At 75.2% G+C, this 11,951-nt stretch carries 12 protein-coding genes; 5 read left to right on the top strand and 7 right to left on the bottom strand.

The window, feature by feature from the left end; translation table 11 throughout:
- Positions 1–14: 14 nt before the first annotated feature.
- The 3 genes from ACTWP5_RS24880 to ACTWP5_RS24870 all read right to left on the bottom strand — a co-directional run bounded on the left by ACTWP5_RS24880 (position 15) and on the right by ACTWP5_RS24870 (position 2,525).
- Positions 15–974 carry a helix-turn-helix domain-containing protein gene (locus tag ACTWP5_RS24880; protein WP_443223330.1) on the bottom strand — a complete coding sequence of 320 codons (960 nt, stop codon included), beginning with the start codon at positions 972–974 and terminating at the stop codon, positions 15–17.
- Between the two features lie 33 nt (positions 975–1,007).
- Positions 1,008–2,015 (bottom strand): NAD(P)-dependent oxidoreductase, encoded by a 1,008-nt coding sequence (locus tag ACTWP5_RS24875; protein WP_443223329.1) that lies wholly within the window; start codon positions 2,013–2,015, stop codon positions 1,008–1,010.
- Between the two features lie 84 nt (positions 2,016–2,099).
- Positions 2,100–2,525, bottom strand: a complete 426-nt coding sequence (locus ACTWP5_RS24870) for a TIGR03668 family PPOX class F420-dependent oxidoreductase (protein ID WP_443223328.1) — start codon at positions 2,523–2,525, stop codon at positions 2,100–2,102.
- A 94-nt stretch (positions 2,526–2,619) separates the two neighbouring features.
- Between ACTWP5_RS24870 and ACTWP5_RS24865 the strand changes: the two genes are divergently transcribed.
- The gene (locus tag ACTWP5_RS24865; protein ID WP_443223327.1) at positions 2,620–3,267 is read left to right on the top strand and encodes a nucleoside/nucleotide kinase family protein; all 648 of its coding nucleotides are present in this window, start codon (positions 2,620–2,622) and stop codon (positions 3,265–3,267) included.
- Between the two features lie 35 nt (positions 3,268–3,302).
- On the opposite strand, the gene ACTWP5_RS24860 is transcribed toward ACTWP5_RS24865, so the two are convergent.
- Genes ACTWP5_RS24860 through ACTWP5_RS24850 form a run of 3 tightly spaced genes read right to left on the bottom strand, consistent with a single transcriptional unit; the run spans position 3,303 to position 6,093 of the window.
- Positions 3,303–4,199 (bottom strand): DUF4232 domain-containing protein, encoded by an 897-nt coding sequence (locus ACTWP5_RS24860; RefSeq protein WP_443223326.1) that lies wholly within the window; start codon positions 4,197–4,199, stop codon positions 3,303–3,305.
- Entirely contained in the window at positions 4,183–4,797 is a 615-nt protein-coding gene (locus tag ACTWP5_RS24855; protein ID WP_443223325.1) for an RNA polymerase sigma factor, read from the bottom strand. Before ACTWP5_RS24855 ends, ACTWP5_RS24860 begins: the two co-directional genes overlap by 17 nt.
- A 15-nt stretch (positions 4,798–4,812) precedes the next feature.
- Complete coding sequence (locus tag ACTWP5_RS24850) at positions 4,813–6,093, bottom strand: hypothetical protein (RefSeq protein ID WP_443223324.1); 1,281 nt, start codon at positions 6,091–6,093, stop codon at positions 4,813–4,815.
- A 207-nt stretch (positions 6,094–6,300) separates the two neighbouring features.
- Here ACTWP5_RS24850 and ACTWP5_RS24845 point away from each other — a divergent pair, with 207 nt between their 5' ends.
- The 4 genes from ACTWP5_RS24845 (at position 6,301) to ACTWP5_RS24830 (ending at position 9,987) form a co-directional block, all read left to right on the top strand.
- Positions 6,301–7,260: an endonuclease/exonuclease/phosphatase family protein gene (locus ACTWP5_RS24845; protein WP_443223323.1), complete on the top strand. Its 960-nt coding sequence runs from the start codon at positions 6,301–6,303 to the stop codon at positions 7,258–7,260.
- Between the two features lie 208 nt (positions 7,261–7,468).
- A complete protein-coding gene (locus ACTWP5_RS24840; RefSeq protein WP_443223352.1) occupies positions 7,469–8,023 on the top strand; it encodes a hypothetical protein in 555 nt (184 codons plus the stop codon).
- A gap of 46 nt (positions 8,024–8,069) precedes the next feature.
- Entirely contained in the window at positions 8,070–8,501 is a 432-nt protein-coding gene (aroQ, locus tag ACTWP5_RS24835; RefSeq protein ID WP_443223351.1) for a type II 3-dehydroquinate dehydratase, read from the top strand.
- Between the two features lie 169 nt (positions 8,502–8,670).
- The gene (locus tag ACTWP5_RS24830) at positions 8,671–9,987 is read left to right on the top strand and encodes a phosphoribosyltransferase family protein (RefSeq protein ID WP_443223350.1); all 1,317 of its coding nucleotides are present in this window, start codon (positions 8,671–8,673) and stop codon (positions 9,985–9,987) included.
- 131 nt (positions 9,988–10,118) lie between these two features.
- On the opposite strand, the gene polX is transcribed toward ACTWP5_RS24830, so the two are convergent.
- A complete protein-coding gene (gene polX / locus ACTWP5_RS24825) occupies positions 10,119–11,843 on the bottom strand; it encodes a DNA polymerase/3'-5' exonuclease PolX (RefSeq protein WP_443223322.1) in 1,725 nt (574 codons plus the stop codon).
- Positions 11,844–11,951 lie beyond the last annotated feature (108 nt).

Raw genomic sequence — 11,951 nt, 5'->3', positions numbered from 1 at the left:
CGTCGGGCCCCCGTTCAGGGCGTGGCGGACGCGCGCAGCGCGGCGATCAGCCACTCGAACGCCGGGACCTGGGACGGCACCGGTGGCCAGCCGTTGAGGACGCCCAGCAGCTGCCAGTACCGCTCGACCCGCCGGTCGGTGAAGGTGGCCAGGGTGTCGGCCAGTCGGGCGCGTTCGGCCGCCGTCAGGCCCGGGTCGACGATCCGCGCCAGGACGCGCCGGCCCTCGGGCGACCCGGGGTCGACGCCGTCGCGCACCGCTCCCCGGGCGTGCTCCGCGACCCGTTCCGGGTCGACGGCCGCCGCCGCCCGCGACCCCTCGGGCTCCCCCGGCTCCCCCGGCTCCCCCGGCTCCCGGTCGACGCGCGCGCCGGCCACCGCCATCGCGCGGGCCCGTGCCCGGAACGCCTCGTCGTTGACCAGCTCCGCCAGTTCGACCCACGCGTCCACCTGCTCGGGCGTGCGGTCGGCGGGCAGCTCCGCGGGGAGGGTGCGCATGGCCTGGGCGATGTGGGCGCCGGGGGCGTCGGGGTCGACCCCGTCGAAGGTCGCGTGGACGAAGTCCTCGATCACCCGCCGCCGCTCCCGCGCCGACATCCGTGCGAGTTCGTGCATGAGTCTCATCTCCTCGGTCGTACCGCCGTGCCGGGCGACCCGTCGCACCACCGCGCGCCGCACCTGGAGGGTGCGGATCTCCGCGTCCAGCGCGCGGACGTGTGCCTCGGCCACGTCGCGCACCGTGACCTGCCGGGCCAGCACCCGGCGCACGGTGTCCAGGTCGAGGCCCAGCTCGCGCAGGGTGCGGACCAGGTCGAGACGGGCGACGGCGCCGGCGTCGTAGAGCCGGTAGCCGCCGGCCGAACGGCTGGTCGGCGCGACGACGCCGCTGTCGGACCAGAAGCGGATCGTGCGCACCGACAGCCCCGTGCGGCGGGCGAGCTGGCCGATGGTCAGCAGCTCGGTGGGGTCGCTCACAGCGTCACCCTCCGCCCTCCAGCGGGTGGAGACTCAAGCGTTGTCTCTCCTTCCGTCGACGCCTCCGTCGACGCCTCCCTCGAAGCTGGCGTGGTAGGAGGCGGCCATGTCGGCGTCCGCGTACCCCTGGGCGGCGGCGCGGTGGAAGCGGTCCGCGCCCGCGGCGGCGACGTCGAGGCGGACGCCGTGGCGTTGGCCGGCCTCGACGATGAGGCGGGCGTCCTTCTCGGCGGTGGCGACGGCGAAGCTGGCCGGGGTGAGGCGGTCGGCGAGGATCAGCTCGGCCTTGGCCCGCAGGTATCCCATGTCGAGCGGGCCGCCGGCGACGACGTCGAGGAAGGCTCGTGGGTCGACGCCGAGGCCCTCGGCGAGGGCGAGTGCCTCGGCGGCGCCGTGGGTGACGGCGAGCACCCAGCTGTTGGCGACGAGCTTCAGGCGGGTGGCGCTGCCGGCAGCGCCGTCCTCGCCGGTCCACACCGTCCTGGCGCCGACCGCGTCGAGCACGGGCACGACGGCGTGCCGCTGCCCGCTCGGGCCGGCGGCCAGGACCGTCAGCTGGCCCGCCTCGGCGGGCTGACGGGTCCCGAGCACGGGCGCGTCGAAGAACGGCAGCCGCCGTTCGCGCGCCAGGGCGGCGAGTTCGGCGAGGGAGTCGAGGCCGACGGTCGTGGACTGTACCCAGGCGACGCCGGGGCGCAGGGCGCCCGCCCGGTCGGCCTGCCGCATCACCTCGGCCACGGACGGGCCGTCGTGGAGCATGGTGAGGACGACGTCGGCGTCCTCGACGGCCGCGGCCGGGGTGTCGGCGATCCGCGCGCCGTCGGCGGCCAGCGGCTCCGCCCTGGCACGGGTGCGGTTCCAGGCGTGGACGGTGTGCCCGGCGCGCAGCAGGGAGCGGGCCATCGCGGCGCCCATGATGCCCGTGCCCAGGACGGCGACGGACAGCGCCTCGCCGGGATCGGCGGCGGGGTCGGCGGCGGAGTCGTCGGCGACGGTGGGATCGGCGGCGGGGTCGGCGTCAGCGGTGGGGTCGCTCGTCATGGGGGCACGCTATCGCCGTGTCGCCCGCCGGCCGGGGCGCGCCGTGCCCGCCCGCTCCTTCCTTCCTCGGCCCGCTCGGCGACCTCAGCCGTCCGCCGCCCAGCCCGACCACCGGGTCACGGTGATCTCGACGACCGGCCCGCGCGGCGGCTCGTGACGGTACTGCGGGTACTTCTCCACCAGCCGGGCGACGGCCTCGGCCGCCCGCTCCGACCCGCCGTCGAGCACGCGGGCCAGACCGTCGGCCCGCACCCACCACAGCCGCCTCCAGTCGTCGTCGCGGTACACGTCGACCAGGGCGCTGACGGCCGGCCGCGCGGCGATGTTGGCGAGCCGCCGCAGCCGCTGGTGCCGCTTGGGCTTGGCGTCCACGGCGGTGACCAGCAGGCCGTCCCGGACGGCGAAGACCGCCGGCACCAGGTGGGGTCGGCCGTCGGCGTCGGCGGTCGCGAGCCGCATCACGCGCGCCGTGGCGAAGCGGTCGCGGGCCACGGCCTCGGGGAGTCGCATGTCCCGCACCGTAGCCCCGCCACGGCCGGCCGCCCCGCGCACCCGCCTCTCCGGGCCCGTGCCTCGCCCGCGCGTCGCCCGTTAGGGTGCGGGCATGGAACGGGCGCCCCTGGCCGGGTTGGCCGCACTGGCCGACGACGCGCGGCGGCTGCTGGCCGCCGACGCCGGCCCCGGACGCGGGCGCGTCGTCCTGGGCCTGGCCGGCCCGCCCGGCGCGGGCAAGTCCACGCTGGCGCGCGGGCTGTGCGCGGAGCTCGGCGCGCTCGCGGCCTACGTGCCCCTGGACGGCTTCCACCTCTCCAACGCGCAGCTCGACCGGCTCGGCCTGCGCTCCCGCAAGGGTTCGGAGCCGTCGTTCGACGTCTGGGGCTACGAGGCGCTGCTGCGGCGCCTGCTCGAAGGAGAGGCACACCGCGAGGTGTACGTGCCGGACTTCGACCGGACGCTCGACGAGCCGGTCGCCGCCCGCCACCGGGTCCCGCCCGAGGCCCGACTGATCGTCACGGAGGGGAACTACCTCGCCTGTGACCTGCCCGGCTGGCGCGAGGCGCGCGCCCGGATGGCACAGCTGTGGTACGTCGACGCCCCCGACGCGGTGCGCGACGCCCGCCTGATGGAGCGCCACGTGGGCAACGGCCGCGACCACGCCGCCGCCCGCGCGTGGGTGGACTCCAACGACGCGCCCAACGCGGAGCTGGTCACGGCCTCGCGCGGGCGGTGCGACCGCGTCGTCCCGAGGTGAACCGCGTCCCCGGGCGCTGAGGCAGCCCTCCGCCGCTACTCGTAGACCACGGTCACGGCGAGGAGTTCGACCTCGGGTGCCGCGCAGCCCGTGAGGTTGTCGTAGGGGAGGAAGAGGGAGGCGCGCTCGTTCGGCGGGTACACGAGGAATCCCTCGGCCGGGACCGGCTCGCACGTCGCGTCGTCGTAGTTCTCGGCGCGGGCGATGCGCAGGTCGGCCGTGGCCGTGGCGTCCGGGGCCAGTTCGAGGAGCGTGGCCTCGCCGCGTTCCTCGCCGCGCGTCGCGGCCGAGCCGATCTGCGTGTCGCCCGCCTCGTCCCCGTCCTCCGGCGCGGCCGTCACGAGGGAGACGCCGGGGTACCCGAGCAGGGCGCAGCTGTCCTCCCCGGTGTTGGTGAACTCCAGGGTGAGGTAGAGGGAGCCGGCGCCGGAGTTGGCCGGGCCCGCGGCGAGGGAGAGCTGCGGCGTCGTGCAGCTCGGCGTGCCGGTCTCCTCCGCGGGCGGCGTGGTGGCCGTCGGCTCGGCCGGCGTGGCCTCCACCGTCTCGCCGTCGCTGCCGCCGGTGCCGTCGGTGCCGTCGGGCGAGCGGTCCTGCTCGCCGGGCGGGGCGTCGGAGGTCGGCTCGTGGCCCGGGGCCGGCGGCGCGGCGGCCGGGGGCGTGTCGCCGGCCGAGCCGTCCCGGCCAGGGAGCGTCGCCACGGCCAGGGCCGTGCCGCCGAGGACGCAGGCGGCGACGGCCGCCGTCACCGCCGCCGTGCGGCGACGCCGTCGGCCGGCCGCGCGGCGGCGCACGGCGGCGTAGGTGCCGGGGGGCGGGTCGAGGCGGAGGTCGGGGTCCGCGCGGAAGGCGTCGGTGAGCTCGCCGGGCTCGCCCGGTCGGCTCCACTCGTCGGGGGGTTCGTGCCGGTCGGGGGGATCAGTGGGTGATTTCATGGAGTCCTCTCAGCGCTGTCCGCAGGCGTTCGCGGGCCTGATGGAGGTCGCTCTTGACCGTGCCGGGTCGCCGGCGCAACGTGACGGCTATCTCGCTGACCGACAGGCCGGCGTAGTAGTAGAGAAGGACGGGTACCCGCAGCCGCTCCGGCAACGACTCGACGAGGCTGCGCACCGCGTAGCCCTGGTCGGCGGCGGGGGCGTGGCGGGTGTCGGCGGAGGCGCGCAGGCGCTGGGTGGCGCGGCGCTCCCGCTCCCGGGTGCGCCAGTGCTTCTTCACGAGGTTCGCGGCGACGCCGAAGAGGTACGCCTCCTGGTTGTCCACGCTGCTCCAGCGGGACCACAGGCGGGTGAACGCCTCGGCGGCGATGTCGTGGGCGGTGGCGTCGCTGTCGACCAGGCCGCGGCACCAGCCCGCCAGCCGGGGGTAGAACGCCTCGAAGAGCGCCTCCGCCTCCTCGCCGCCGTCCTGCCGGTGCTGCTCGCCCTGCCAGCCCCTCTGCTCCTGCCGGCCCGGCTCGTCCGGCCCGCCCGGCGTGCCGTGTCGCCCGCCCTGTTCGCCGCCGCGCGCGTTCCCGCGGCTCTCGCGCCGTGTCACCGATCCCCCAGCGTGTCACGCGGTCACCACCGTCTCCCATCCTCCCACCGGGGCCTGGCCGACTCCCAGGGTCGGAAGGTTCGCGAGCACCGGCGCGCGCTGCGCGTCGAGCCAGTCGCACAGCTGGCGGAAGGAGACGAACCGCACGTCCTCGTGGCTGGCCATCTCCCGCAGGGCGTCCTCGACGGCGTCCATGTAGATGCCGCCGTTCCAGTGCTCGAAGTGGTTGCCGATGAGCAGGGGCGCGCGGTTGGTGGTGTAGGCGCGTTCGAAGCCCGCGACGAAGGCGCCGCGCGCCTCGTCCCGCCAGCGCGCGTGCTGGGCGGGGTCGCCGTCGGTGGTGCCGGACTGGTTGGCGAGCATGCTGTAGTCCATGGTCAGCACCTCGAAGCCGTGGCCGGGGAACGGCACGGTCTGGAGCGGCAGGTCCCACAGGCCCTCGGTGGTGCGGACCGGCCAGGTCTGGAGGCCGCCGGGTGAGCTCGCGTCGTAGCGCCAGCCGAGGTCGGCGGCGGTGGGGAGCAGGTTCTCCTGACCGAGCAGGCAGGGGGTGCGTCCGCCGACCAGCTCGCGGGTGTAGTCGAAGGGCAGCGGGTCGAGGTCGTCGAAGCCGGTGGTGGTGCGCCACTCGGTGACGAAGGCGACGGCCTGGTCGATCTCGCTGCGCCAGTCCGCCGGGCTCCAGTGCTCGACGGAGCCGGGGCCGGCGCAGAAGTGGCCGTTGAAGTGGGTGCCTATCTCGTGGCCCGCGAGCCACGCCCGGCGCAGCAGCACGAGGGTCTCGCGGATGTGGGCGTCGGAGAGGTAGCCGATGTCGGAGGCGCCCCGGGCGTTGCCCGGCGGGCGGTAGCGGCGCTTCTCGTGTTCGGGGAGGAGGTAGAGGCCGGAGAGGAAGAACGTCATCGAGGCGTCGAGTTCGTCGGCGAGGTTCAGGAAGCGCTCGAAGAGGCCGTCGCCGAGCGAGGCGGCACCGTCCCAGGAGACGACGACGAACTGCGGTGGCCGCTCCCCGCGTTCGAGGCGGCGCGCCTCGGGCTGGTGGGGCTGCGGGCCGGTGTCGGCCGTGGAGCCGTCGCCGATGAGGCGCGGGTTGTCGACGCTGGGCGGCCCGTCGGCGGGCTCGGACGGGTCGGGGTCGTCGGGGTCGGCGGGGTCCTCCGGTTCTCGGCTCGGTCCGGTGCCGCCGGGGCGGGGGCGGGGCTCGGCGGCGCTGGTGGAGCAGCCGGCGGCGCCGAGGAACGTGGCGGCGCCGGCCGCCAGCAGGGCACGACGGCGCGGGTGCGGGGCGGTGCTCACGGTGGGTCTCGCTCTCTGGTCGGTGGTGCACCCTGTCGACCCCGCTCCCGGCCGGTCGGTTGTCACGACTTGACAACGACCGCTCGTCTTCCGTCCGGGGAGCGCTCGGTTTATTTCGTTGTCCGTTCGACAAAGGGTCATTCAGTGATCTGACGCGATCTGACCGGTGTGGCCAGGATCGGCCGTACCGAACCGAGGAGGACAGTCATGGGCGTGTCGAGACGCGAGGTGCTGGGAGTCGCGGGGATGGCGGCGGGCGTCGCCGGGGTCGCCGGGGTGGCGGGTGGTGCGGTCGGAGCGGGGGTCGCCGGCGCCGCGGAGCGCGGGGCGGGGCCGCGCCCGGCCGCCGAGCCCGTGATCGGCGAGGCGCGGGGCGACCGGCTGCACGTGATGGCGTTCAACATCCGCTACGACGCCCAGGCAGCCCCCGGCACCCCCGACTCCTGGACCGACCGGCTGCCGGTGCTGGCCGCGCTCCTCGACGTCGAGCGGCCGACCGTGGTCGGCGTGCAGGAGGCGCTCTACCGGCAGGTCAGGCAGGTCGACGCCGAACTGCCGCGTCACTACGACTGGATCGGCCTCGGCCGCGAGGGCGGCGGACGCGGCGAGTTCATGGCCGTCCACTACGACACCCGCCGCGTCGAACCGCTCGACTTCGACCACTTCTGGCTCTCCGACACCCCGAACGTGATCGGCTCGGCCAGCTGGGGGAACACGGTGGTGCGGATGGTGACCTGGGTCCGCTTCCTCGACCGCCGCACCGGCAGGGAGTTCGTCCACCTCAACACGCACTTCGACCACCGGTCGGAGCCGTCGCGGGTCAACAGCGCCGCCCTCGTCCGCGACCGGGTCGCCGGCTTCGACCCGGCGCTTCCTGTGGTGGTGACGGGCGACTTCAACACCCCGGCCGGCGCCTCGGAGTCCTACCGCGTCCTCGTCACCGACGGCGGGCTCGTCGACACCTGGGACGCGGCGGCGCGGCGGCTGACCCCGGCGTGGGGCACGTTCCCGAACTACCAGGACCCCGTGGAGGGCGGCAACCGCATCGACTGGGTGCTGGCCACCCCCGGCGTCGAGGTGCTCCAGGCGGCGATCAACACCTTCCGCGTCGACGGCCGTTACCCCTCCGACCACGTGCCGGTGCAGGCGCTGGTGCGGCTGGGCTGACCGACGCGGCGACGATCGCGCGGCGAACGGTCACGGCCACGGCCGCGGCGGCGCGCGCCCCGTTGTGCGCGGGGCGGGCGAACGGGACGATCGGAGGCGGGAGGTGGTGCACCACTCGTCACGACCCTTCAGGAGGACACCCGTGTCGTTATCCCCGTCCCGCCTCGGCCGCCTGGCCGTGACCCTCGCCGCCGCCGTCGCCGTGGCGCTGACCACCCAGGCACCGACCTCCGCCGTCGCCCACCAGGCGCCGCAGGCCACGCGGACCGTCCACGCCGCGCAGTCCACCATCACGTGGACGCTGGTGCGGGCGAGCAACCCCACGCCCGAGCAGCAGCGGGCGTACGACCTGATCACCCCGGCCATGAACGCGGCCGTCGCCCGGTACAACAACCTCAGCGACCTCGGCAAGACCATCACCGTCCACTACGAGCCGAGCGTCCCCACGGCCGACGGCAACATCAACGGCACGATCCGCTTCGGCAACCCCTCGTACATGACGGAGCGGACCGCGCTGCACGAGATCTCCCACACCATCGGCGTCGGCACCAGCGCGCGCTGGAGCGCCCTCGCCGGCGGCGGCAGGTACACCGGCGCCCAGGCCACCGCCCTGGTCCGCCAGTACGACGGCCCGAACGCGGTCCTGTCCACCGGCGGCGGCCACTTCTGGCCCTACGGCCTCAACTACGAGAACGAGTTCTCGCAGACGGCGGCCGACCGGCACGTCGAGATCGTCGAGGCGATGGTGCGCGACGGGCTGTGAGCCGCCCTCCGGCGCCCCCCGGCATAGGCTGAGCGCCGTGCGACTCATGATCCTCAACGGCCCCAACCTCAACCTCCTGGGCCTCCGGCAACCCCACATCTACGGCACCGACACCCTCGCCGACGTCGAGCGCCTGTGCGTCGAGGCGGCAAACCGCCACGGCGCCACCGTCGACATGCGGCAGAGCAACCACGAGGGGCAGCTCGTCGACTGGGTGCAGGAGGCCCGGGAGCACCACGACGGCATCGTCATCAACCCCGCCGCCTACAGCCACACCTCCGTCGCGCTCCTCGACGCGCTCTCGGCCTGCGAGGGGCGGCCCATCGTGGAGGTGCACATCTCCAACATCCACCGCCGGGAGGAGTTCCGGCGGCACTCCTACGTCTCCGGTGTGGCCGACGCCGTCATCGCCGGCTGCGGCGTCCAGGGGTACGCCTTCGGCGTCGAGCGCGTCTGCCAGCTGATCACCGCCGGCTGACCGCCACGGGCCCCCACGCCCGCGTCCCCACCCGCCCCACGTCCGCGGTCCCCGCCCGTTCCCGTCCGCGCCAGCGCGTGCTTTCGGCGCCTCGGCGAGGTTCGATGGAAGAGAAGCCTTACGGGCCACGGGGAGGGACGAGGCACGAAGGAGGATGAGGGCCGTGGCGATCTCGTACGAGGACCGACAGGCGGCCGGCCAGCGGCTCGCCAGGGAGCTGGTGGGCCTGCGGGACCGGGACGTGGTCGTGGTCGGGCTGCCACGCGGCGGCGTGCCGGTGGCCGCCCAGGTCGCGCGGGCGCTCGACGCGCCGCTCGACGTGGCCGTCGTCCGCAAGCTGGGCCTGCCCTCCCACCCCGAGCTGGCGATGGGCGCCATCGGCGAGGACGGCGCCCGGGTCATCAACGACGAGGTGCTGCGCAGCACCCGCGTCACCGAGCGGGACGTGGCCGACGTCGAGGCGATGGAACGGACCGAGCTGGCCCGGCGCGCCGACGCCTACCGGGGCCCCCGCCCCCGCGTGGACGTGCGCGGCAGGACCGCGGTCGTGGTGGACGACGGCATAGCCACCGGCGCCACGGCGCGGGCGGCCTGCCGCTCGGCGCGGGCACGCGGCGCCTCCCACGTGGTGCTGGCGGTGCCGGTGGCGCCGCGTGACTGGGCGGTGCGGGTGGGCGACGACGCCGACGAGCTGGTCTGCCCCGAGACACCGGGCGACTTCATGGCGGTGGGGCAGTTCTACCAGGACTTCGAGCCGACCACGGACGAGGAGGTTGTGTCCCTCCTGGAACGGGCCAGGGGCGGGAGTGTCGACATCCCGGCCGAGGGTGGGCGCGTGCTGCTGGGCGGCGAGCTGACGGTGCCGGCGGAGGCGACGGGGATCGTGGTCTTCGCCCACGGCAGCGGCAGCAGCCGCCGCAGCCCGCGCAACCGCTTCGTCGCCGACGCCCTCAGCTCCGCCGACCTCGGGACCCTCCTGTTCGACCTGCTCACGGAGGAGGAGGCCGCCGACCGCGCCCGGGTCTTCGACGTGGAGCTGCTGGCGCGGCGCCTGGTCGAGGCGACGCGCTGGCTGCGCGAGACGGCCCTGGTGGGGCGGAGCGAGCCGGGCCGGCCGGAAGGACAGGGGGCGAGCGCGGGCGCCGCCGGGCTGCCGCTCGGGTTCTTCGGGGCGAGCACCGGCGCCGCGGCGGCGCTGTGGGCGGCGGCGGAGCCCGGCGTGGAGGTCTCCGCGGTGGTCTCGCGCGGCGGGCGCCCCGACCTCGCCGGCGAGCGGCTGTCCTCGGTGACGGCGCCGACGCTGCTGGTCGTCGGCGGGCGCGACGAGACCGTGCTGGAGCTCAACGACCGGGCCGCGGGAGAGCTGGGCGGGCCCAGCCGGGTGGCGGTGGTGCCGGGCGCCACGCACCTGTTCGAGGAGCCGGGCGCGCTGTCCGAGGTGGCGGAGCTGGCCCGTGACTGGTTCCTCGCCCACCTCGCGCCCTGAGCCGCGCGCCGGCCGTTCCCCCTCCCCCGCCTCGACGTCGCCCCACGTCACCGGACCCACCACTCACCGGACGCGTCACCGGGCAGCTCGGGCAGCCACGCGCGTCAGCCTCCCCGTCAGCCGCCGGCTCGTCACCGGCCGCGCTTGCGCAGGAAGCGGCGCAGCCGCGTCAGCGGCCAGGTGTTGATCACGTCGTCCTTCCCGAGCCAGCCGCGCTGCGCCGTGCCCACCCCGTACCGCACGTGCGGCAGGTGGGTGACCGAGTGCGCGTCACTGTCGATCGCGAACTTCACGCCGAACTCCCTGGCCCGCAGCACCTGCTCGTCGCGCAGGTCCATCCGGTCGGGGTGGGAGTTGATCTCCAGCGCGGTGCCCGTGCGGGCACACGCCTCGAAGACCGCGTCGTAGTCGGCGTCGATCGGGGCGCGGTGGCCGATCTTCCGGGCGCTCGGGTGACCGATGACGTTGACGTGCGGGTTCTCGCAGGCGCGGATCAGGCGGCGGGTCTGGGCGGCGCGGTCGAGGCGGAAGTGCGAGTGGATCGAGGCCACGCACACGTCGAAGCCGTCGAGGAACTCCCCGGGCCAGTCCACCGCGCCGTCCGCGTCGATGTTCAGCTCGGTGCCGTGCAGCAGCCGCATGCGACGGTGCCGCCCGTCGAGCTCGCGCACCCGCTCCCGCTGCGCGAGCATCTTCTCCTCCGTCATGCGCTGCATGTAGAGGTTGGGGGCGTGGTCGGTGACCGCGTAGTAGGCGTAGCCGCGCGCCGCCGCCGCGTCGACCATCTCGGTCAGGGAGGAGATGCCGTCGGTGAGGTCGGTGTGGGTGTGCAGGTCGCCGCGGAGGTCGTCCTCGGTGACCAGTTCGGGCAGCTCGCCGCGGAGCGCGGCGGCGACCTCGCCCCGGTCCTCCCGCAGCGTGGGCGGGATCCACGGCAGGCCGAGCCGCTCGTAGACCTCCTCCTCGGTGGCGGCGGCCAGCCGCTCGCCGCTCTCGGCGTCGAACAGCCCGTACTCCGAGAGCTTCAGGCCGGCGCGCCCGGCGATGGTGCGGGTGGCGATGTTGTGGGCCTGGGAGCCGGTGAAGTACTGGAGGCCCGCGCCCCAGGCCTCGGGCGGCAGCACCCGCAGGTCGACCTGGAGGCCCCTGGTGGTGCGCACGGACGTCTTCTTCCGGCCCCGCACCACCGTCTCGGCGGTCTGCGGCAGCCGGACGAAGGCGTCCATGACGGGGGCGGAGTCCTCGGCGGCGACGAGGAGGTCGATGTCGCCGATGGTCTCCCGCATGCGGCGGGTGGAGCCGGCGTAGGCGCAGCGTTCGATGCCGGTGGCCTCCGTCAGCGCCGCCACCGTCTCCTCGGCGAGTTCCGTCGCGGCGCTCAGCAGGATGCGGTCGCCGGCCTGCTGCATGAGGTCGACGCCGTGGAGGATGTTCTCCTCGGTCTTCTCGCCGAAGCCCTTCAGGTCGCGCAGCCGGCCCTCGTGGACGGCGGCCACCAGCTCGTCGACGGAGGACACGCCGAGCTCCTGGTGGAGGGTCATCGCCTTCCGGGGCCCGAGGGTCGGAATGGTCAGCAGGTCCCGCACGCCGGCGGGAACGGCGGTGCGGGTCTCCTCGATGGCGGGGACGTGCCCGGTGCCCAGGTACTCCGTCACCTTCTCGGCGATCGACTTCCCCACGCCGGGGATCTCCCGGAGGGCGGCGGCGTCGAGACGGGAGACGTCCGCGCCGTGGCCGCCGATGGCGCGGGCCGCCTTCTCGTAGGCGCGGGCCTTGAAGGCGTCCCCGCCGGTGATCTCGATGAGGTCGGCGTACTCCCGCAGCAGCGCCTCGACCTCCTCGTTCGGCCGGGCCATACGGCCAGTCTAGGGACGGAACGGCCGCCCGGCACGGCGAGCGGGCGGCGGGGGACGTCGCGGGGGCGCGGCAGGCGCGGCAGGCGCGCGCGAGTGTGACCGGCGGCG

The sequence above is a fragment of the Streptomyces sp. 4N509B genome, assembly GCF_052245655.1.
Lineage (GTDB): Bacteria > Actinomycetota > Actinomycetes > Streptomycetales > Streptomycetaceae > Streptomyces.
Note: the sequence above shows the minus strand (reverse complement) of the source record. Positions and strands in the feature narration are given on the sequence as shown.